The organism is Achromobacter sp. EB05 (assembly GCF_044232075.1).
In the GTDB taxonomy this organism is placed as follows: Bacteria; Pseudomonadota; Gammaproteobacteria; order Burkholderiales; family Burkholderiaceae_B; genus Achromobacter; species Achromobacter dolens.
Window position 1 is genome coordinate 5,436,470 of the sequence record NZ_CP155917.1, and the last position, 22,878, is coordinate 5,459,347.

Annotated in this window: 12 protein-coding genes and 1 tRNA gene; all 13 read right to left on the reverse strand. The window is 62.6% G+C overall.

Annotated elements, in window-relative coordinates:
* Positions 1-26: 26 nt before the first annotated feature.
* Positions 27-1,958: a hypothetical protein gene (locus AAID08_RS24885; protein WP_003161384.1), complete on the reverse strand. Its 1,932-nt coding sequence runs from the start codon at positions 1,956-1,958 to the stop codon at positions 27-29.
* Between the two features lies 1 nt (position 1,959).
* Positions 1,960-6,432 (reverse strand): Eco57I restriction-modification methylase domain-containing protein, encoded by a 4,473-nt coding sequence (locus tag AAID08_RS24890; RefSeq protein ID WP_395757033.1) that lies wholly within the window; start codon positions 6,430-6,432, stop codon positions 1,960-1,962.
* Positions 6,433-6,456: 24 nt separating this feature from the next.
* Positions 6,457-9,240 carry a helicase-related protein gene (locus AAID08_RS24895; protein ID WP_395757034.1) on the reverse strand — a complete coding sequence of 928 codons (2,784 nt, stop codon included), beginning with the start codon at positions 9,238-9,240 and terminating at the stop codon, positions 6,457-6,459.
* 6 nt (positions 9,241-9,246) lie between these two features.
* Entirely contained in the window at positions 9,247-14,520 is a 5,274-nt protein-coding gene (locus AAID08_RS24900; protein WP_395757035.1) for a DEAD/DEAH box helicase, read from the reverse strand.
* A gap of 9 nt (positions 14,521-14,529) precedes the next feature.
* Positions 14,530-15,630, reverse strand: a complete 1,101-nt coding sequence (locus AAID08_RS24905; RefSeq protein ID WP_003161388.1) for a Fic family protein — start codon at positions 15,628-15,630, stop codon at positions 14,530-14,532.
* A 261-nt stretch (positions 15,631-15,891) separates the two neighbouring features.
* Positions 15,892-17,103: a tyrosine-type recombinase/integrase gene (locus AAID08_RS24910; RefSeq protein WP_395757036.1), complete on the reverse strand. Its 1,212-nt coding sequence runs from the start codon at positions 17,101-17,103 to the stop codon at positions 15,892-15,894.
* A 194-nt stretch (positions 17,104-17,297) separates the two neighbouring features.
* Complete coding sequence (gene ychF, locus AAID08_RS24915; protein WP_395757037.1) at positions 17,298-18,389, reverse strand: redox-regulated ATPase YchF; 1,092 nt, start codon at positions 18,387-18,389, stop codon at positions 17,298-17,300.
* A gap of 95 nt (positions 18,390-18,484) precedes the next feature.
* Entirely contained in the window at positions 18,485-19,264 is a 780-nt protein-coding gene (locus AAID08_RS24920; protein ID WP_395757038.1) for a type II CAAX prenyl endopeptidase Rce1 family protein, read from the reverse strand.
* On the reverse strand, positions 19,264-19,860 hold the full coding sequence (gene pth, locus AAID08_RS24925) for an aminoacyl-tRNA hydrolase (protein ID WP_026384832.1): 597 nt from the start codon (positions 19,858-19,860) through the stop codon (positions 19,264-19,266). The genes AAID08_RS24920 and pth overlap by 1 nt, the downstream gene beginning before the upstream one ends.
* Before the next feature lie 97 nt (positions 19,861-19,957).
* Positions 19,958-20,572 (reverse strand): 50S ribosomal protein L25/general stress protein Ctc, encoded by a 615-nt coding sequence (locus AAID08_RS24930; protein WP_006385925.1) that lies wholly within the window; start codon positions 20,570-20,572, stop codon positions 19,958-19,960.
* Positions 20,573-20,700: 128 nt separating this feature from the next.
* Complete coding sequence (locus tag AAID08_RS24935) at positions 20,701-21,651, reverse strand: ribose-phosphate pyrophosphokinase (protein ID WP_006227587.1); 951 nt, start codon at positions 21,649-21,651, stop codon at positions 20,701-20,703.
* A 135-nt stretch (positions 21,652-21,786) separates the two neighbouring features.
* Positions 21,787-21,863 (reverse strand) — tRNA-Gln (locus AAID08_RS24940).
* A gap of 1 nt (position 21,864) precedes the next feature.
* Complete coding sequence (gene ispE, locus AAID08_RS24945) at positions 21,865-22,806, reverse strand: 4-(cytidine 5'-diphospho)-2-C-methyl-D-erythritol kinase (RefSeq protein WP_049076162.1); 942 nt, start codon at positions 22,804-22,806, stop codon at positions 21,865-21,867.
* Between the last annotated feature and the right edge of the window lie 72 nt (positions 22,807-22,878).

Here is a 22,878-nt window from a genome sequence, read left to right on the forward strand (position 1 = left end):
GGGGAAGTTCATGCTTGGCCCACCCTTTATAAGTCTCGTTTCAAGAGACGTTCGGAGGCAGGGGAACCGCGCAGTTGTACAGCGATCCAGGGCGCCTGTGCGTATTCCTGCGGAGGCGGGGTGGTCGTCGTCACGATGTACTGAAACAGGGGGGCTGACCCGAACTCTTCCAGCTCATGCACAAGATGAAACAGGCTGTGATACAGGGCGAGCCCCAGATCGGCTTCACGTGGGCTGTCATGAAGCAAGAAAGCCGGGAGCCTCGTGTCACCTTCGATGCTCATGCACAGGGTCGCTAGATCGAAGGCCACAACTTTCAGCGAGTCGATGGCCGATGTCGAGCGATCCCCGCCCATTTGTACAACCAGGCTCAGCCCGTTTCCGGTCAATCGGATTTCGCCACTGGCTTCAGGTCCGACCAGGCGCCGGATGATCGGGTCGAATTTCTGAGCAAGCTTCGAGAAAGCCGTTGCATTCTGACTTTGCAACGCCCCGATTCTCTCCCGAGCTTGCTCAATGTCGGTTTGATGCCTGTCGAGGCGGACTTCAGCAGATTGCTGCTGTTCGAGAAGCGAGGCCAGCCGCTCGACATCGTCCACGGCTTTGCGTGCGACATACCACGCCCCATCGCGCTGCTCGCGAAGCTTCAGCAGGTTCCGATAGTGCTGCTCTTTACGCGTTGCATCCTGTTTTGCCAGCGCCAGCTCCGGCCGCAATTGCTTCAGTAGGGAGTTGGCTGATTCGAGACGATCCTGTTCATCGTTGAGCACTTTTTTACCGTTCTCCAACCTGGCCTTGCATGCCTCCAGATCTGGAACCTTATGTGACAACCCGCATTGGCTCGCCAGCACGCGGTCAATGGGCACCTCGCAGATGGGACAAGGATAATTCTCTGCCTCCTTGAGCGAGTAGGCCAATGCCGGATATTCGCCCTTGATCGCAGATATCGCGCGCTCGATGGCTGGTATCACAGCCTCTTGTCTTCCTATATCGGCCTGGACTCTTGCCACTTCCGCTTGGGCGCTTTCGTGCGCCTGCCGAACGGAATCAAGGTCCGAGGTTGCGCCCGCACCGTCGGACTTGGTTTCTGCTGCCAAGCGCTCCTGCGCCGCCCGACGCAGGATTTCGACACCCAGAGTGCCTTGCGAAAGCTCATCGTCCGTAACGCCAAGCACTTCCAGAAGCTGCTTTCTAAGCTTGCGAATTTCCCAGGCGCGATGGCCTATTTCCTGCTCTTGGCTACGGCTCGACTCGCTCATGGCCGCGATGTCGATGCGGAGCGTTTGCTCGGATGGGTCGATGGCATTCAATAGGGCTCGCAGTGTCTCCAGTCTCTCGGTTCGGTTCAGCCCTCGCGCCGGCGATTCCGAGTCGGATAGCGAGGATCGCCATTCAAGAACATGGTCGAATCGGCATTCCTGATCCCTGCTCAACAGCGCCAAGGCAATCTGCCAGGCCTGATGCCCTTGCTTCTTGCCAGCGATCAGGTCCCTGACGCCTGGCGTCAGCAGATTATCTTCGATGGAGTTCAGCAGCGGAGACAGGCCCGTGGTCGGCATTTCGCTGAGAATAAGCTCATCAAGATTGCCATTCGGTACGGCGAAATGCCGTCGCCGGATGCCCAATGGTCGAAGAACGGCCCAGCAGGTGCCATCCAGCACGACCTCCATTCCAACCCATCCGTTGGGAAACGCCGAACCGATTCCGTCCCGCTGATCTTCGGGAGCAAACTTGTCCTCGCCCAGGCAATAGCGCAGTAGCCTGCAGAACAAGGTCTTGCCGCCGCCATGACCGATACCGTTGTCGTCTGGCGTCCAGACGATATTCAGGCCTGGACGTAATGGGACGTCCCGCAAGGGCTGCTCTCCAGGCTTTTCCCATATCACCAGCCGCTTCACCCATAAACGCGGCTCATGCATATGTGCTGGTGGAGTGAGGCATAGCTTTTGTTGAAACATGTCAGGTTGCGGTTTCAATCCATCCCCCTATCTCATCAGGCAACTCGCGAATGACACGATCAAAGCTCTGCCCTCGTGCATGCAGGAAAGCAAGAATCATCTGGGCGCGCCCTTCGGCCCATTCGGCAGCAGGCATATCCAGTTCGGCACCTTTTGCCCAAGTTCCTGCCCCCAGATCTTCAACCAGGTAGCCACTGCTTCGCAGGAAGCGCACAGCTCTGCCCCAAGCCTGATTTGCACGCGGTATGAAGCTCAACACCGCCCCGGATAGCGGCGTGGCTTCTTCGCCAATCAGGCGTTGCCAATCCAGTGCATCCTGCGCGTCCAGCATAGGCGTCATCAGCCTGGGCTCCAGCGCCAAGACGGCGGCGAGACGTACATGGTGCACCGGCCATGGGGCATCCACCGCCTTCAGTAAGGCGGCCAGGACAAGCCCCGTCTCCGCAGCTTCATCCTGTTGCGGCCGTGCCCAGAATCCATCAGTCAAGGACGCTCGATTCGCAGTCCGACGAACCAATACGTGCCCTGCCTGGAGATCTCGCTTAAAGGCTTCGAGCACCAGCTTCTGGGTGCGGTACTCGCCGAACTCCCGCAGCTCCTTGTTCTTGAGTACGCGGAAGGTTTCGCTGGGGTAGTCTTCGCCAAGCACATCGGCGGGGTCGAGTATGTAGCGCAGTTCTTCCTCGGTGAGGCCATAGAGTTTGGCGTAGTAGGCGTCGAGTTCGGCGCGCAGAATGGCGCGACGGTCGAGGTCGAAGGCGAAGGGTGGGCCGTCGTAGCCCAAGTCCTGCGCCCAACCGGCTAGATCGTGGGCGGTGTAGGTCAGTTCCAGCACGCGCGGGACGATGAAGGCGAGATCGGCTTCGGTGTAGCGATCTGGCGGAAGATTCACGATCTGTTTTTTGACGTGGTACTTCAGATGCGTGCCGCCTATTTTTTGCCGGGCAACAAAGTCATGTACCAATGAGCATTGATCCGCCAGTAGACATGCCCTGCGAGCACCATGCTTGGTGTCTGGAAACATTAGGAGCAACGTATCCCCTGCCCCCACCAACGGCACCACCGACGCAATTACTGTTCGCTCATCAGTCGCCCGGCAAATATCCCGCCAGCCCATCAACCAGATGTGTTGCCAATCTTTGTCGTTCAGCCGTGCTTCCACTTCGCTGCGATTGACCCAGTAGCGCGGGGTGACAGTGAAGTCAGGCGAAGCCTTTTCGGTGGCAGTGACATCACGGCTGTTGCCATCCACCGTGTAGGTGGCCCAGCGGTGATCGAACTGATGGATGAGTTTGGCTTCATACAGCGGCAGGCGATCGGGGGCGGGTTCGTTTTTGAACAAGTGGCTCGCGCTGGTCATGTTGAACAACCCTTGCGAGAACGTAATGTTCCACGGGTTCTCCTCGGGGTGAATGATTCGACTCCCTGCCGTAATGGCTTCCCGGATCAAGATGGGGGCGGCACGGTAGAGCTTCTTTGTCAGCTCTGCATCGCGCTCGCTGCGGAACACTGGACAGGTGAGCGTATTGGGGTTGATGAGACTGAAATCTTCAGGTGCCAAGGTAAAACGGCGACGCGGGTCGGCCAGTTGGCTGACTTGCGTGGCAAAACAGACGAACTCGGCTTGTTCTGCCGCACCCAGAGTCAGCAGGCAGAACTTCATACGGCTATCCACAGCCGGGAACAGCTTGTCGCGGTTCTCGATGTCGTAGAGGCTGACCAGCCGTCGGTTCTGGGTGATGTGGCCGAAATAGGCCTTGGTGCTGTCGTCAGTGGCGATACCGGTGGGCACGATAAAGCCGGCGCGGCCACTTTCGGCCTGGATCTGCAGAATGGTTTCGGCAAACAAGGGGTAGGTATTGAGCTTACCGATAGCTGTCAGTGGAAAGCGTCCCGATTCCCGGTAAAAGTTGTTGGTGGCGCCAATCCGTTGGCTTTCTTTTACAAACTCATCCCACAAACGTGGATCGGTTTCAGGCAACGCGGCAATGGCTTTCTTTCGCGTATCGCCAGCTAATTCCGCGATGTGAGGTGCTCGGGTAGCGAAGAATTCTTCCTCGCCCATTTGTGACACTTCCCACGGCGGGTTGGCCAGCACGCAGTCGAATCCTCCCTGCGCAAACACCTGCGGAAAGGCCAGCGGCCAGTGCAGCACGCGGGCCTCTGCGCAGATCTGTCGGGCGGCCGCCAGGGCGGGCTGCAGGTCGGCAGGCAGGGCATTGCCCAGCAGGGTCAGGTAGAGCGTGGCCGTGGTGGGGATGGCCAGGGCATTGTCTTCGGTTTTGGGCAGCAGGTAGGCCCCCAGCAGCAGATCGGCGGCTTGGGCCAGCCTGCCGGTGCGGGCGCTGTGCAGGTAGTGCTCGTAGGCTTGCGCCTTGGCGGCGATCTGTTCGGTGTTGTCTTCGGGCAGAGCCTCCAGCGCGCGTAACGCGGCGAGGCCGTTGTCGTGTCGCTGCACCAGCTCGGTCTGGCCAAAAGCGTGCGCGGTGCGCTTTTTCTCCAGGTTTTTGAGCGCGGCGGCATTGGTTTTGGCTAATGCCTTGCACACATCCTTGTCGTCGCCGCTGAGGGGCTTGAAGGCATCCTTGGCGATGCCTTGCTCCAACACTTGCAGGTCGGTCAGGCCGAGCAGGGCGTCGCCGACTTGCAGGTGGTGATCGAGAAAACCCAGCGGTCGGCCTTCTTCAAAACCTTCCAGCCACAGGGCCATGCGCGCCAGTTCGATGGCCATGGGGTTGCGGTCCACGCCGTAGATGCAGTGGGTCACGACCTCGCGCAGGGCATGGCGGTAGTCCTGCGGCTGGATGGCGCCTTCCTGCCCGCCTTCGAGGCTGCGCAACTGGGCCAGTTTTTCCGCCAGACGGCGGGCGGCGGCGAGCAGGAAGTGGCCGCTGCCGCAGGCCGGGTCGATGACGCGGATGGCCAGCAGCGCCGCGGTGGGGTTGGCCGGGTTGGCGGCCAGGCGCTGTTCGATGACCGGTTCCAGCGCGCTCTTGATCAGCGCCTGCACCAAGCTGTCGGGGGTGTAGTAGCTGCCGGTGAGCTTGCGGGCGTTGCCGGCGGTGCTGCCCTCCTCGGTGCGGCCGACAAAGCCAAACGTGCGGGCTGGCAGGTCGATGCTAGGCACCAGTTCCAGCAGGCTTTCATAGACGCTGCCGAGTTCCTCCGGCCCCATGTTGCGGTAATCCACCGGGGTCAGGCTGCTGCCTTTGCCCTGTGTGACTACGGCCCAGCGTAGGTGTTGCAGGGCTGCGAGCAGGTGAGCGTTATCCAGGCTGGCGATATCCAGATGGGGGCATTGCTCGGGGGCGAACAGGCCGCCCAATGCAGGCAGTGCCAGGCGTGACTCGCCCTGGGCCAGGCCACGAAAGACGATGCGGATGGCCTGCCATTGATCGTCGTGCCGGGTACGGGCGCGGCGCTTGAGGCAGAAATCGCGCAGGCGGGCCAGGGCGTAGCCTTCGGCATAGGCACGGCGGGCGGCCAGGGCATCCGGACTATCGTCCTGCGGATGCAGCACGCCGCGCTCCTCCACGGTAAAGACGAAGATTAGCCGGTAGATCAGGCGCAGCAGTTGCTGGAAGTAGGCGTCCTTGCTGAGCGAGCCATTGTCCAGGGCGGTGCGCAGGGTGTGGTTGGCGGGGTGTTGCAGGAAGCCCGTGCCGAAGGTCAGCAGGGCTTGTTCGACGCCGTTGCGCAGGCCATCGCGCACGCGGGTGCCCTCGATCTGGCCTTCGTTACGCCATTGTTCCCAGATGCAGGTGCCCTCACCCCCTGCCCCTCTCCCGGATGGAGAGGGGAGTAGTGGGGCGCGGCTGGCGTGCAGCAGGCGCCAGACGTTGGCAAATTCGGCATAGCGCTGGCCGCCGAGCAGGTCGGCCAGATCCACTTCGAGAAAGCTGGGACGGGTGAGCGAGGCGGCGTCGCGCAGCAGGCGCAGTTGTTTACCGTTGCTGACGATGCCCCATTGCAACGGTTCGCTGGCGTTGAGCAGTTCCTGCATGGCCTGGAACGGCGCTTTCTTGCGGTTGCCGCTGCCCTGCACGGCAAACTGCGCGTCGGCATCGTCCAGCCTCAGGGTGTGCGGGGCGACCAGCACGGGGAAGTGGTCGGCCATAAGGCTGACCGGGTAGCGCAGTTCGCCTACCTGCTGCGCTTGCGCAGGATGTAGGGCGGTGTAGCCGAAAGCGTGACGCAGCAGTTCGTCAATGAAAGCGGTGGTGAGCTGCGTGGCATCGAGGTCGGCGCGTTCCATCTGCGCGGCGAAGTGCTGCCACTGGGCGCAGGCGATCTGGAAGGCGCGGCTGTATTCGTCCTTGAGCTTGACGCCCTTGGGGATGAGGTAATCGGCCTCAAGCTGTGCGCTGGCGCGGCCATGGGCGGCCTTTTCCAGTTGGTCGGGCAGGAACAGCCCACCTTCGAGTTTTAGGGTAGGCAGGTTCAGCGTGGCCTGGATTTTGCGAGTGCGTTTCATGGTTGTTCTTCTCTAGGCCCAGGCTTATAGCGAGTCAGGCAGCAGCACGTACACACCCATCACATCGACGGGCAGGCAGGGGCTGACGCTGTATTGGCCTACGTCGCGGGTGGCCTCGCGCACACGTTGGTGGTCGGCCAGCAGGGCATCGGCCCGCTGCTGGGCCAGCGCTTGCAGTTGCTGAGGGTGCGCAGCGAGGAAGTCGAGCGCGATGCGTACTTCGCGTTGCACGGCTTCCGTAGGCAAGTTGCCGCTGGGCGTGCATTCGAGCAGGCGGCTCACGCTGTCATCGGCCAGCCACTGCGGAGCGTTGCGGCCCTGCACGGCCAGGGCCACGGTTTCCTCGGCCATCATCTGGAAGGGTTCGCGGCGGCGCACGTAGCTGAGCTGGTGGCGCAGACGCAGCAGATAGAGGGTGGTGACGACTTCGACGTCTTCAGTCAGGGTGGCGGCGCAGCGGGCAGCCAGTGGATTTTCGCCCCCGAGCGCACCTTCCAGCAGGTGCTGGGCCAGCAGGCCCACCAGTGGGTGACTGCGGTGCAGTTCACTGAAGTCGATGGACAGGGGGGCGGTGATGCCTTCATCGGCCAGGCGTTGGCGCAGGGCTTCGGGCAGGTGCTGCGGCAGGAAGCGTGCGGTCTGCTTGCGGCCAGCTTCCAGCGGCGCGCCCAGACGCACGCAGGCACTTTGCAGGAAGCGCTGCACGTCGGCCTGGGTGCCCAGGGCTTGTTGCTGTTTGTGCCACTCGGGCAACACTTCGTCGGGTTTGATGCGGCGCTGAGCGAACACGGTGCGGTTGGCCTTGGCTTTTTCCAGGGCGTCTTGCCATTGCGCTTGCAGTGGCTGTAGTTCGACGTTGGCTTCGGCAAATAGATCAGGCGTGTAGGGTGCTGCCATTCGCTCACGGCCCATCAGGGCGGCCTTGACTAGCGCCTGATTGATGCGGGCCTCGTCTTCGGGTAGCGGAACCAGCACGCCCAGCTCCTTCTGGATGGCTTCGCCCTTCTTGAGGATGACGTTGAGCACGAAGCCATCCACCGGGTTGTCCTGGCCGTAGAGCATGGTGCAGCGCACCTCTTCGGCATGCTGGCCGAAACGATCGACACGGCCTTCGCGTTGCTCGTGACGGGTAGGGTTCCAGGCCAGGTCGTAGTGGACGACGGCGGTGAACAGGTGCTGCAGGTTGATGCCTTCGGAGAGGCAGTCGGTGGCGACCAGGATGCGCTGCTCGGCATCTTCCATATCATCCACACGCTCGCGGCGTTCTTCGGGCGTGAGCTCGCCGGTCACGGCCTCGATGGAGGCCTTGGGAAAGGCGGCCTTGAGATGCTCGGCTACGTAATGGGCGGTGGCGACGTAGCGACAGAACACCACGGGGTGGTAACCGTCTTTTACCAGCGGGCCGATATGCTGAATGAGTGCGGCCAGCTTGGGATCGCCGGCCTTGCCGGACAGACGTTGCGCTTCAGCGATCAGGGTTTGCAGGCGCGGCGCGGCGTCCTGCACTTGGGCGGGCGGCTCCAAATCGTTGCTGGAGAGGTCGTCAGCCTCGCCGTCGTGCAGGCGTTCGTCGCCAAGGAGGTTGTCGTCGGGCTGCGTGCCTTCCAGCCGTGTGGTCAGGGCTTTGACCGCGGCGGCGGGAGACGAGGCCACGCAGCGAAGCAACGCGAGGGTGGCGTACCAGATGAGGCGGGCGCCGCCCTGCTGTTGCTGCTGTTCGATGGTTTCGGCCAGTTCGCGGCAGTAATCCTGCACCGCGTCGAAGAACGCGCCCCATTCGCCGCTGAGCTGATAGGTAAGCTCGGTTTTCATGCGGCGGGGAAAACCGCGTCCGTCGTTGGTTTCGGCCTGCCATTCGGCGATGTCCTTGCGGCGGCGCTGGACGAAGTGGCGGGCCAGTTCCTGGCGCAACGGGTCGGCTGTGGTCATGCGGCCTTGCAAGGCGGCAAAGCGCGGGTCGAGCAGCGACAGCAGGTTGTAGAAGGCGGCTTCGTCGCCAGAGTGCGGCGTGGCGGTGAGCAGTATCAGGTGGCGTTGCTCATCTTTCGCCAAGCGTTGCAGCAGTTCGAAGCGCAGTTGCTTGCCTGCACCGCTACTGGTGCAGGTGTGGGCCTCGTCGACGATGATGCACTCAGGAGCGGCAGCCAGGAATTGTTCGCGGTGGCTCTCGCTCTTGATGTAATCCAGGCTGACGACGACCACGGGGTGGTAGTCGAACAGGCGCATACCATGCGGCAGCTCGCGCTCGATGCGGGGGGCGGAAGCTGAGGTCAACGCCACAGCCTGAAGGTTGAAGCGGGTTTCCAGCTCGCTTTGCCATTGTTCGACCAGGTGCGGCGGGCAGAGGATGGCCAGGCGGGCGATTTCGCCGCGATCCATCAGTTCGCGGACGATCAGACCGGCCTCGATGGTCTTGCCGATACCCACGTCGTCGGCAATCAGCAAGCGCACGGTGGACAGGCGCAGCGCCATCAGCAGCGGCACGAGCTGGTAGCCGCGCGGCTCCACGGCAATATTGCCGAAGGAGCGGAACGGGCCGGCTCCGGCGCGCAGGGTCAGACGCAGGGCGTCGCGCAACAACAGTGCGGCGGCGTGGTTGCCTGCACGCACGGGGTCGGGCCAGGCAAAGGTGGCGGGCTCGACGGGGTGCAGTTCCAACTCGGGAACCAGGGCAATGCTTTCGTCATCAGCGCCACTCAATGGACGCAGGCGCAGCCAGTCGCGGCGAGAATCGCTTTGCACCACCCATTCGCGGCCACGGGCGCGCACCAGGTTGCCGGGCAGGAAGTCGTGTTCGAGGGTTGCCATGCGCCTTTATTCCTTGGAACCGAACACATCGGCGTGCGCGGCGAATTGTTGTGACCAGCGTGAAGCCTCCGAAAAATCGAGCACCTGCCAGCCTTTGTCCCGCAATACGCTGGTGGTCTCCTCATCCACCGTGGACAGGAATACCAGGGCACGAGATGCCTTGTATTGGGCGGCGGCGATGGCTGCGCCGTTGTTGACGGGCACGCTGAGTACATCAGGTTGTATTGCGCCTGCCTGCCGGAGCGCGGTCAGCCAGGCATCGAGCGGCTCGTCGCCTGACGCACCGGAGGCCGCAGCGGTCGGGCTGTCCATCGGGGGCTGCACCTGGGCGTTGGCCAGCGCCACCAGCAACTTGAGCACATCGGGGTTGCGGCGGTTGATGTGCTCGTGGTCGGGCTGGTTGAAGTAGGACAGCAGGCACTGGTAGCAGCCGGCTTCGCACTGATGATTGCCAAGTTCATCGCTGCGTTCCAGTGACGGCAGGTCGTCCAGAGCCCAGACGCCGTTAAGCGGGGCGCGATAGTGGATCAGTTGCAGGGCCTTGTCTGCCACAAGGGCCAGATCGGCGGGGTTGTTGGCCAGGCGGGTGAGGACGCCGGCACCGCCTTCGGCGGCTTCATAGAACAGCAGGGCGCGACGCTCGTCGGATTTCGGCAGAGGTTCGGCAACCAGTTCGGATTCCTCGATCTGGAAGGTCATTTCGATGCCGCGCTTGAGCGCTGCCTGCAGCGTGGCCATGGCCTCCAGCGATAACGCTTGCAGAGGCGCGAGGATCAACAAATTACGGTGGTCCTCGACGAAGGGAACAATGCGCTGATTGGGCACTTTCTCCATCAAGGCATCGTCGCTGCCCTTGTCGTCTTCCGCATCCGGTGCATCCTGCTTGCTCCAGGTACCGGTGATGGGGTTGATGTAGAAGCCCAGTTGCTCCTTGTCCTTGCGCCTGCGCCAGCCACGGTTGATACGCCAGATTTGTGCGGCGGGGGCATAGGTGAGTTCGCCCAGCAGTTCGCCGCTCTGCCGGATAACGGCTTTCTGCTGCTGAATCCGGCCATCGGGGCCGGGCAGGAAGCGGTAGGTGGTTTGCAGCTCGAAGCCCTGACGCTGGCGTTCCTCGTCGTTAATGGAGATGCGCTCGGTGGCTACGGTCTCCACGGTTTCGATGCGATAGAGTTCGCGCACCCAATCGTGCTCGGTCAGCAAGGCGTCGCAGTTTTCGCAACGGTTGACCAGTGGCTGTTCTCCTCCAGGTTCACCGAGATGACCGTAGCCGCACTGGCTGCATACCAGCGAGGCGATAGTGGCCAACTGGCTGTTGCCGGAAATGTGGTCGGTATTGCCGACGTTGAGCTTGGCGCGCACCACGCGGTACATACGGCCCTGGTGGTAGATGAGGCTGCGTGGGCCAAACTCGGACAGGGCCAGAAAGCGCGGCCGACTGACCATGCTGCCTTCGTCGTCCTTGCCATTGGCAGTCTGACCGCCCCGGGCGGGAATCCAGGCCATTAGCGGCAGACGCGGGAAGTTGTAGCCCGGCAGGAAGCCCTGGCTGGCCAGGTAGCGATAGGTGTAGAAGTCATTGTTCTGACCGTTGCCGGACTTGAGCAACACGGCGTACTGGCGCGCGGCATCGCCATAGCGGCGCTGGGCATTCTGTCGCTCCGTGTGCGAGGCTGTGTGGCTCTTGACGATACGGTCGGCCATGTCCATCTGCTGGCGGGTGGCATCGAACAGCACGCGCCAGCGCTCCAGTGCCCCGGAGAATGCCTGTGCGGCGTTGTCGATGACCTGGCGCACATAGTCTTGGGTGAACCAGGAGGTGCTTTCGAGCTCACCCGCGAGTTGGTCGATGACCCGTCTCGCACTGGCCAACGCTCGCTGCTGGACGGCAGGTGAGCGCAGCGCTTCGTGCAAGGGCTGTTTCAGTGGCTTGCCGGGCTGATCGAGATCCAGCATGGGCGCGATGCTGTCATCCAGCGGCACCTGGGTACTGGCCAGCCAGACTGCTTGCAGATGGCTGTCGATCAAATCGCGATTAGTCAGGTCGAGGGTCGGCGCGCGCACCACGCCGTGCACCATCTGCTCGGCATTGTGGAAGAACCACTGGTCATGCGGACTGAGCGCCGCGCAATAGGTGATGACCAGCGCTTGCTGGCCAGAGCGACCGGCTCGGCCGCTACGCTGGGCGTAGTTGGCGGGAGTCGGCGGCACGTTGCGCAGGTACACAGTGTTGAGCGCGGAGATGTCCACGCCCAGCTCCATGGTGGGCGAACAGAACATCACCGGCAGACGCTCCAGAGGCGCTTCGTGAGCCGGGTTCTGCGCCCAGTCCTGCCTATCCTTTTCGGTATAGCGGAAGCGCTGTTCCAGCAGTTGCCGGCGTGGCGCATCCACCTGGGCCGTGTGTTCCTGGGCCTCGAAGTCGAACAGCGGATGCGAGGGCTGTTGCAGCAGGTCGGCAATGCCGAGGTACAGGGCGCGGAAATACTGATTGATGCGGCTGCTGTCAGTTTGCGGCTGATCGGCAATCAGGCACCAGTCCAGGGCTGCTGCGTTCAAGCGCCAACCGGCGAGTTGGGCATCGATGGGGTGGCGCTGCACGTAGCCGTAGTGCTTGGCGGACTCCAGCATGGCTTCGATCAGCTCGGCCCATTCGGCATCCTTCCACTGCGCGACCTCGCTGGCGCAGGCGCTGTCGCGCCAGAAGGCGGCGGTCTTGATTTGCCGCAGCAGACGGGAGCGCGGGCCGCCCGTCACCAGATGCTCAGTACCCCCCTTTTTGTATTCCGGGCGCTTGCTGAGGATAAGGTAGCGACCGGTATCGAGCTTTTCGTCGGGGGCGAAGGCCCAGCGTTCATTCAGGTAGGTGTGGGCGTTGGTGCGTGCCTTGTCCTGCTCGACCGGATCGAGGTAACGACTTTCCAGGCACAGGTGGCGGCGCAGGGTGTCGAACAGCCGCTCGTACAGACCTGTCCGTTGCGCGGCCGTCAATCCGGCCAGGATGCTGTTGGCAGCAAAGATGCTGGTGTCCGCGCAGAAGGCATCCAGGTCGCGATAGCGAATCTGCAACAGGCCGAGCTGATCCAGATTCGGGTTGTTGAAACGCCAGCCGTGGCGCAAATCACGCAATAGACGGTAGGCGATGATGAAGCGCAAGGTGCGTTGCGCTTCCTGCCGGGCAAGCCCCATGAGCTTGGGGGTACGCAGATACTCCACCAGGGTCGCTTCATCGACTCCTTGAAAACCTAGGGCCTTGAATACGCTTTCGGCTAGGTGCTCTTCATCGAGTTGACCGCCGCTGCCCTGCAGGGCACCGACCAAGCCGGCGCGCAGCGTCAGCAGGAAAATAAAGTCGTTGAAATGTCCCGCCTGCAGAGCGGCATCCTGGCGGTTGTCGGTGAACCCGAGCAGCTTGCGCGGGTCAGGCTGGCCTGGCGACGGTTCGGGAAGCGTGAACAATTGCTGCAAGGCCGCCAGGGCAATCATGGTGGTGGCCGAGGAGCGGCCTTCGCCGGACAGGCTGGAGAGGCGGTTGGCATCCTTACCGTGGGCTTCGTGTGTCGTGCCGCAGTTCAGGCAGAAGCGGAACTTGCCGGGGATGAACCAGAACTCCGTCCCCGAGCCCGTTTGCCCTTTGGCATCGACAGTGACCATATAGGGAACGGCATTTTTATAAGCGGGCTTGACCTTGGGTTCGCTGCGACTGAGGTCGATCCAGGTTTCCGGCAAGTCTTCGAGCAGGCCGCCATATTGCTGCCCGGGCACCAGAGGGCACAAAAAGCCATAGCTGGCGTCGTCCTCTGCTGCGATGTCGTCGATTTCACGCGAGCTGAAGCTGACAGGTTGCTGTGAGTGCCAAACAGGCAGGTATTCCTGGCCGCAATCGCGGCAGAAGTGCGTGGGGTAAAGCAGCACATTTTCTTGCTGGCGCCCCGGTGCGAAACGCTGGGCATCGAGCGTGACATGACGCTTGCCGCGTGCTTCCAGGGTGGTGAGCACCTTGCCGGGACCGCTGATGAATTGGTGTAGCTTGAACGCGAACGGTGGCCTGCCCTGAGACGTGCGCACGTCATGGGCAGCCACGAGAAAACGCTGTAGCGCGGCTCGGGCAGCTTCAGGCTGGCAACCCGCGTCTTCGGCAAGATGTCGGCTTGCTTCTTCCAGCATCATGGGCCGTGCGCGGCGGGGAGGCTCGTCGGCCGGCAGTTCGATACCCAGGTTCAATTCCACCCAGATGGATAGCGGGTCGTTGCGGAAGGCGTCGAAGTCGGCCCAGATATCCTGCTCGCGCGTAATGGCCGCCGGTAGTTCAGCGCGGATGGCGTTGACCTCCTTGAGCGGGTTGGTGACTCGCTCCAAGGTCTCGCCGATGACATCCTGCTCGCTGATCTGGGTGCCAAAAAGCTTGCTGGCTACTTCGGCTACCACGCGGTTGCGGTCGGCCTGACTACCTGAACTGGACATGGTGGCCGAAGTGCCGATGCAGACCAGTTGCCCGGCCTTCAGACGTTCGCGCAGGCGGCGCACCAGCAAGGCAACGTCTGCACCCTGACGGCCACGATAGGTGTGGAGTTCGTCCAGCACCAGGAACTCAAGCCCCTCGCAGTGCTCCACCACACGCCGATCCACTTCGTCGAAACGCGTGAGGATGTACTCCAGCATCATGAAGTTGGTCAGCAGGATATCGGGCGGGTCATCCGCGATGGCACCGCGTTCCGCCTTGCTTTCCTGGCCGGTGTAGCGCTTCACGGTGAAGGGGCGAAGCTCTGGCGCATAGCCATGCAGAAACTTGTCGAGCTCTTCCAGTTGGCTGTTGGCCAGGGCGTTCATCGGGTAGATGACGATGGCCCTGGTGCGTGCTTTGCCGTCGGATTTCCTGGCCTTGAGAATGCGATCAATGATCGGGATGAAGAAGGACAGGGACTTCCCCGACCCCGTACCGGTCGTGACGACATAGCTTTGACGTCCCTGGCCTTTGGCCAAGGCTTCCATCTGATGTTTGTAAAGATGCAGAGGTTGTGGCGAACCTTCAGTTTTCCCGACCTGGAAAATGTCTGCGCAGGCAGAATCCAAGATGCCCTGCTCCACCAGTTGCTGCACGGTCCCCTGACGTTGGTAGTTCGGGTTGATCTGCACCAGCGGCTCAGGCCAGTAGCGGCCCTGCGCGTACTGATGTTCTACCTCGGCCTGGATATCGGGTGCGGCGATACGAACGAAACTGCGGGAAAAGCTACCATAGCGTTCGATGAGCTGGTCGCGGAATTGGAAAACGTTATCCATAAAGACTCCTCACTGATCCATCTTGCGGCTAGTCGCCAGAACCGCCGTACTACCGGAGGTGCCTGCCGTGATGCGCTTCCATTTCGCCCCACGCCCTTTGCCGGTCGATTCGATCAAACCCTCTGATTTCATCGCCCGCAGTACCAGTCGCACCATGTCCCGACTCACGCCCGGGCAAGCTTCTTCAATCTCGGAGATGGAAAACGGCAGGGCGCGCGCCAGGACTTCCGAGCGCACCCGGTCGCCTTTGCTGCCTCGGCCACGCTCGATGGTGCCGACACGCTCCTCGAACTCGCGGTAGGCCCGCAGCAAGGCCCCCCAGAAGTAGTCAAGCCAGGGTTTGACGTCGTGCTGCCCTTGATGCCAGCCCTGCGAACTGGCTTCCAGCGTCTCGTAATAGCCTTCCTTGGTTTCCTCGAAGATGCGCTCCAGGCTGATGTAGCGGCCTACGGCATAGTCGAAGTGGTAGAGCAGCAACAGGGTTAGCAAACGCGACATGCGACCGTTGCCGTCGGGGAAGGGGTGGATGCATAGGAAGTCGAGCATCGCCAGGGGTGCCAGCACCAGCGGATCGGCCAGATGTTGGTCCAGTGCGGTGGCGTAGTGCCGGGTCATATCGGCCATGGCCATCGGCGTCAGATGCGCAGCGACCGGTTGGAAGCGCAGCCGTGACGTGCCGTCCGGATGGCGTTCGATGATGTCGTTGTTGGTGGCTTTCCAGCGTCCGCCGGCCTGCGGCATGTAGCGATACAGCATGGTGTGCAATTGCAGCACCACGCCTTCGTTGAAGGTCATGTGCGCGGCCGATTCGTGGATCAACGCCAGGGCATCGCGGTAGCCGGCGATCTCCTGTTCGGAGCGACTCTTCGGTGCTGCATTGCGGATGACCAGAGACTTCAGTCGTGAGGGTGCGACGACAACACCTTCCAATCGGTTGGATGATTCGGTGGATTCGACCACCGCGATCTGGCGCAGGCCCTTGAGGGCTTCCGGAGACTGGGCTGCGTAGAGCTGTTGCTTGCCTTGATACTCGCCCAATGCGCGCAGTGTGGCGGCCTGGGTACCATCGAAGCGAAGCGCGGTGAGGTACTCGGGGGTAAGCGAGTGCATGGAAATGTAAGCTCAGGCTGTCTAAATGGGGCAATCATAGTCGTTAAATGGGGTATTGTCTTTTGTAATGCCTCATTAAAGTCGTTTGGTTACCCTGTTTTCACTGCCATGGGCCTTGCGGAGAGGGAGGTCGCCCTGTCTGGCAGGGTGCGACCACGTGAATCACGGTCTATAAAAGGGGTATTAGCGGCATAAATTACCCTTTTTAATCATTGGGTTGCCCCGTTTATAGGCTCCACTCCTCTGCAAAGGCGAACAGCATTATTCGGTGCCGCTGTGCTCTGTCGCACTCAGGTAGCCCGCCCAAGCCTGTAGCATCGACCTTCTCTGATCCAGCAGCAGCGCCTTGTTGTAGGTCGCCCGAACCTTGTTGCTTTCCACATGAGCAAGCTGCCGCTCGATGGCGTCGGGTCGGAACCCGTTTTCGTTGGCCCAGGTCGAAAAGGTGGTGCGCCAGCAATGGGGCGTCGTTCCCCGGCCCAGGTTCATATCGCGCATGGCGTAGGTAAGCCGGTTGGGCGTGGTGAAGCCTTTGCCGCTCCGGTGCGGGAACAAGTAGCGTCCGCCACCCGTGATGCGCTGCAAGTCCTTCAGTACTGCAATGGCCTGCGCAGACAGTGGGCTGACATGCTCTCGCCGCGCCTTCATCTTGGCTGCAGGCCGACGCCACACGGCATCCTCAAAATCGAACTCTTCCCATTCGGCATCGGCAGCTTCCCCGGGACGGCAAGCGGTCAGCGCAATCAACCGCAGGCACAGCGCAGTTTCCGGATAGCCCCTGTAGCCGCGCAATGCCTGATAAAACTTCTGGATCTGCTCGCGCGTCATCGCCGCCTTGCTTTCGCTGGCCGGCACGCGAAGCAGCCCGCGCAGGCTCGGGATCGGGTTGGCCTCAACCAGGCCTCGCACCACCGCGAACTCGAAGATGGCCGAAAGATCGCCTTTGACATGGATCGCTGCCCACGCGCCATGGGCCTTGCACTCTTCCAGCAGTGGGCGGATCTGCTTGACGCCAATGTCGCTCATCGGCATCCCGTCGAACTTGGGCGACAGGTACTTCCTGATGCGGGATTCTTTCGTGCGGTAAGAGCTGAACGCGAAGGCAGGCTTGATTTCGGCCAGGTACGCCTGCGCCACCTTGGCGAACGAGCTTTCCCGGGCGCGCTTGCGTTCCTCCAGCGCCTCCAGGTTGCGTTGCTTGACCTGCTGCCGCTCATGGGCGGGGTGGATGCCTTGCTTGACCAGAGCGCGTGCTTTCTCTCTGGTTGCACGCGCTTCTGCGAGGCTTACTTGGGGAAAGCTGCCGATGGCAAAAAGGTTTTCCTTGCCTTGCAGGCGGTACTTCCACCGCCAGAGCTTGCCGCCGGTGGGCTTGACCAGCAGGAATAAGCCCCCGCCGTCTGAAAGTTTCCAGTCTCGATCAGCAGGCTTGACCGACTTGACCTTGGCGTCAGTGAGTAGATTCTCGGGCATCGTTGGACTCCACTGCGGGGAGAAGTACCCCCACGGTTGAACACGAGTACCCCCAACGCTACCCCCGGATTTTTCAGACCTCGACGAGCAATAGGAACGCTCAGCAGACCGTATTGTTTGGCAAGCCATTGATTTCAAAAGGCCTGCTCAGTCCACCGAGCGCTACTGAACGCTCCCGAGATCAGAAAAAACCGTCAGACGTTGAACAGGAAATTCATCACATCGCCATCCTGCACGATGTATTCCTTGCCTTCCGCCCGCATTTTGCCCGCTTCCTTGGCGCCCTGCTCGCCCTTGTAGGCGATGTAGTCTTCATACGCGATGGTCTGCGCGCGGATGAAGCCGCGTTCGAAGTCGGTGTGGATGACGCCCGCGGCCTGGGGCGCGGTGGCGCCGATCGGCACGGTCCAGGCGCGCACTTCCTTGACGCCGGCGGTGAAGTAGGTCTGCAGGCCCAACAGCTTGAAGGCGGCGCGGATCAGGCGGTTCAGGCCCGGTTCTTCCATGCCCATGTCCGACAGGAAGGCCTGGCGGTCGGCGTCGTCCAGGTCGACGATTTCCGATTCGATGGCGGCGCAGATGGCGACCACCGGCGCGTTGCGGGCGGCGGCGAATTCGGTCAGGCGGTCCAGCAGCGGGTTGTTGGTGAAGCCGTCGTCGGCCACGTTGCCCACGTACATCGCGCGCTTGGCGGTGATGAAGCAGAGCTGGGCGATGTCGGCCTTTTCCTCGGCGGACAGGTCGAGCGCGCGGATCGGCTTGGCTTCGTTCAGTTGCGCCACGCACTTTTCCAGCACGGCGACGATGCGTTGCGATTCCTTGTCGCCGGAACGGGCGGTCTTCTGGTGGCGTTGCAGGGCCTTTTCGGCGGTCTGCAGGTCGGCCAGCGCCAGTTCGGTTTCGATGACTTCGATGTCGGCGATCGGGTCGACCTTGCCGGCCACGTGGATCACGTTGGGATCCTCGAAGCAGCGCACCACGTTGACGATGGCGTCGGTTTCGCGGATGTGCGAGAGGAACTGGTTGCCCAGGCCTTCGCCCTTGCTGGCGCCCGCCACCAGGCCGGCGATGTCGACGAATTCGACCGTGGCCGACAGGATGCGCTCGGGCTTGACGATCTCGGCCAGCTTCTGCAGACGCGGATCCGGCACCTCGACCACGCCGACGTTCGGCTCGATGGTGCAGAACGGATAGTTCTCGGCGGCGATGCCGGCGCGGGTCAGAGCGTTGAAGAGTGTCGATTTGCCAACGTTGGGCAGGCCGACGATGCCGCATTGCAGAGCCATGGGAATCCTGTGTAAGTACGGTATTGATCGTTAACGTTCTAGTTTACCCCGCCGGGCGGCGCGCCATGATGACCGCGCCCGGGGGGACGGACGGCTCAACCGGCCGCCGTGGGGGCCCAGCGCATCACGACCCAGATCAGCAAAATGGGGCCGGCGTTGAACATGGCGTGCAGCGCGATCGCCGCGCCGATGCCCCGGCGGATGCGGATCCAGCCCAGCACCAGGCCGGTGACCCATTGCGGCAGCACCAGTAGCGGCAGCAGCCAGTACGGCGTGTGGTTGAAGACGAAGTTGGTCAGGTGCACGGCGGCGAAGGTCAGCGCCACCAGGTGGAAGACCCAGCCGAAGTGCTTCAGGTAATGGCGCCGCCAGGCGGTGTTCCAGCCCTTGAGCGGCTCGGGGCGCGGGCGCAGCGACCAGCAGGCCAGCAGCACGAAGGCGGCCAGCAGCAGGCCGGTCCAGATGCGCGGCCCGTACAGCACCACCGGCAGCAGCGCCGGGCACAGCCACAGCGCCTGCTTGGGTCGCCGCGGGCCGTAGCGGAACAGCATTTCCTCGACCAGCGGGGCCCAGATCACCGCCGTCAGCCAGGGGATGTTGGCCGGGTCCAGCCGATGCGTGACGCCGCCGACGCCGGCCGCGGCGACCGCCACCGGCCCCAGGGCGAACAGGTTGATCAGCCACAGCACCGCGGCCCACGCCAGCAGGCGTCCGGGGCCGACGCCCGGCCACCAGTCCGACACCCAGCCGATCGCCGGCGTGCGGCCGGACAGACGCCGCAGCGGACGCGGCCGGCGCACGAAGCGCCAGAAATCCGCCAGCTCACTGCGGAAGCGCAGCTTGCGCGATTCGGCGGAAGCCGGAGCGCCGTCCATCAGGCGTCGTTGCCGCTGTGCAGCTGGCGGGTGGCCAGCGCGAAGTCGCCGGCCAGCATGGCGGGCACCACGGCGCGGCAGCGGTCGATGACCGCCTCGATCTCCTTCTGCTCCTCGCGGCGCGGCGGGTGCAGCACGAAGTCCGCCACCTGCTGCGCCAGGCCGAGCGTGCGCGGATGGCCGATGCCGATGCGCAGGCGCCAGAAGTTCGGGCTGCCGAGCGCGGCCTGGATGTCCTTCAGGCCATTGTGGCCGGCGTGGCCGCCGCCCTGCTTGAGTTTCACCTGGCCCGGCATCAGGTCGAGTTCGTCGTGCAGCACCAGCACCTGCTCCGGCGTCAGCTTGTAGAAGCGCGCCAGCGCCCCGACCGCCTGGCCGGAACGGTTCATGTAGGTGTTGGGCTTGAGCAGCAGCACGTTGTCGGCCCCCAGGCGGGATTTGGCCACCATGCCGAAGAACGACTTCTCCAGCGCGAACGAGGCGCGCAGGTCGTCCGCCAGGTGGTCGGCCAGCCAGAAGCCCGCGTTGTGGCGGGTGGTTTCGTAGTCGGGACCGGGGTTACCCAATCCCACGATGAGGCGTATGGGAATAGACATGATGGGGGGTGTTTAAACCAAAAAACCCTGCGCATGCAAATGCACACGCAGGGTTTCGGGCGCAAGCCGCCGGAAAGCCGAGGCTTTCCGACAGGACTTAGGCGGCGGGAGCGGCCGGAGCGGCGTCGGCGTCGTCGGCGGCAGCGCCACCCTTGACGACAGCGGCGGCCAGCAGCGGGTTCTCTTCACCACCGTGCGGGACGTAGGTCACGCCCATCGGCAGCTTGATGTCGGCCAGGTGGATCGAAGCGCCGGCCAGGATGTCGGCCAGGTTGACTTCGATGAACTGGGGCAGCGCCGACGGCAGGCACGTGATTTCCAGTTCGGTGGCGACGTGGCTGATGATCGCGCCGCTCAGCTTGACGGCCGGCGAGACTTCAGCGTTCACGAAGTGCAGCGGCACCTTGGTGCGCAGCGCCTGGTTGGCGTCGACGCGCTGGAAGTCCACGTGCAGGACTTGCGGCTTGTAAGCGTGCCATTGAACCGAACGCAGCAGGACCTGTTCGTCCTTGGCGCCTTCGAGCTGCATTTGCAGGATCGAAGCGTGGAACTCTTCCTTGCGCAGGGCGTGGTAGATCTCGTTGTGGTCGAGTTCGATGTTCAGCGGGGCAGCCGAACCACCATAGACGATGGCGGGAACGCGGCCCGCGCGGCGCAGGCGGCGGCTCGCACTCGAACCCTGGACGCTACGCGCAGTGGCAGTGAATTTCATGGAAAACTCCAAAAACAAAAAATGGCGAAGCGGACTTCACCGGTTAAAGACACGGCGCACAACAGGTGCGCCGTGTTGCTTGTGTCCTGCCGCGACCAGCAGGACACAAAAAACGGTGGGGGCTGACGTCAGTCGACGAACAGCGAGCTGACCGATTCCGCGTTCGAGATACGCAGGATGGTCTCGCCCAGCAGCGCGGCGCACGACAACTGACGGATCTTGCCGCTGGCCTGGCCTTGCTCGGAGAGCGGAATGGTGTCGGTGACGACCAGTTCGTCCAGTTCCGACGCCTCGATGCGGTCGATGGCGCCGCCCGACAGCACGGGGTGCGTGCAATAGGCGTAGACGGCGCCGGCGCCGCGGTCCTTCAGGGCCTGGGCCGCCTTGCACAGCGTGCCGGCGGTGTCGACCATGTCGTCCATGATGATGCAGGTGCGGCCGTCGACTTCACCGATGATGTTCATCACTTCCGACACGTTGGCGCGCGGACGACGCTTGTCGATGATGGCCAGGTCGGCTTCGAGCTGCTTGGCCAGCGCGCGGGCGCGCACCACGCCGCCGATGTCCGGGGACACGACGACCAGGTTCGAGAAATTGCGGCGCCAGATGTCGCCCAGCAAAATCGGACCGGCGTAGATGTTGTCCACGGGAATGTCGAAGAAGCCCTGGATCTGGTCGGCGTGCAGGTCCATCGTCAGGACGCGGTCAACCCCAGCCACTTGCAGCATGTTGGCCACGACCTTGGCCGAGATCGCGACGCGCGCCGAGCGCGGGCGGCGGTCCTGGCGGGCGTAGCCGAAATACGGAATGGCGGCGGTGATGCGGCCGGCCGAGGCGCGGCGCAGGGCATCGACCATCACCATGATTTCCATCAGGTTGTCATTGGTAGGCGCACAGGTGGGCTGCAGGACGAAGACGTCCTTGCCGCGCACGTTCTCGTTGATCTCGACCATCACCTCGCCGTCCGAGAAGCGACCGACGGTCATCTTGCCCAGGGACATATCGAGGTGGTTGACTACGTCCACGGCCAGCCGAGTGTTGGCCGTGCCCGTGAAGATCATGAAGCTATCGTTTGCCATGATGGATGATGCGATGGTCGTTTCGAGACACTAACGAGGTGATGCGAGAACCTGCTGGAACCGGAAAATAAAAAAGCTGCTGAACCCGGGCCAGTGTCTTACAGGCGTGTTCAACAGCTTTGTTATGTATTCGGTTGGCTGGGGAGGAAGGATTCGAACCTTCGCATGCCGGAATCAAAATCCGGTGCCTTAACCAGCTTGGCGACTCCCCAACTATCTTGCAATCCAATTCCGCAACGGATGTTCAGTCAACCCAGGACACGCCTGCACTAACCGGAACCGTGGATGCGTTGTGCTGTCTGTGTCATCTGCGTTTTTGCAGTTTGCTTCAACAGCGCCGCGCATTGTAGCGGTAATTTCCGTTTTCGCCAAAACGGCCTCCGACAGCTCGGAAAACTCGGCGTACAAACACGCGCCAGATCCCGACATGCGAACTTGGGTTCCCGTGTTTTTCAACACACCCTGCTCTGCAAGCCACCGCGATGCCCTGAGAACCTCAGGATAAAGTCGGTAGACCACCGGCTCCAAATCATTTTTCCCGAAGGAAAATGTAGGCGAAGCAAGAAAGTCCGCTATTGTGATGTAAGAAGAATCTCTTGTCAAATCGGGTGCGGAAAAAATTCCAACGGTCGGCACGCTCGCGTCCGGTTGCGCCACCAGATAGGCGCGCGCCGGCAGGTCCAGCGCCGTCAGTTTTTCGCCCACGCCCTCGGCAAAGGCGGACTGGCCGAACACGAACACCGGCACATCCGCACCCAGCGGCAACGCCAGTTCCATCAGCTCGCGCCGCGACAGCCCGGTGCCCCACAGGCGGTTCAAGGCGATCAGCACGGTGGCCGCGTCGCTCGAACCGCCCCCCAGGCCTCCGCCCTGCGGAATGCGCTTTTCCAGCGCGATCTGCGCGCCCTGGCGCGTGCCGGTGGCCTGTTGCAGCGCGCGGGCGGCGCGCAGGGTGAGATCGTCCGCTTCGGACACGCCGGGCAATTCCGCGGCGCGGCTGATGACGCCATCGGCGCGCGCCTCGAAATGCAGCGTGTCGCACAGATCGATGAAGCGGAAGGCGGTCTGCAGCAGGTGGTAGCCGTCGGCACGGCGGCCCACCACGTGCAGGAACAGGTTGACCTTGGCGGGTGCGGGTACGTCGTAGAGGGTCACGGCGGATCGGAAAAAAAGACAGACGGGTCGATTTTAGCGATCACCCGGCCCCCGACGCCCCCCCCTCGGCCA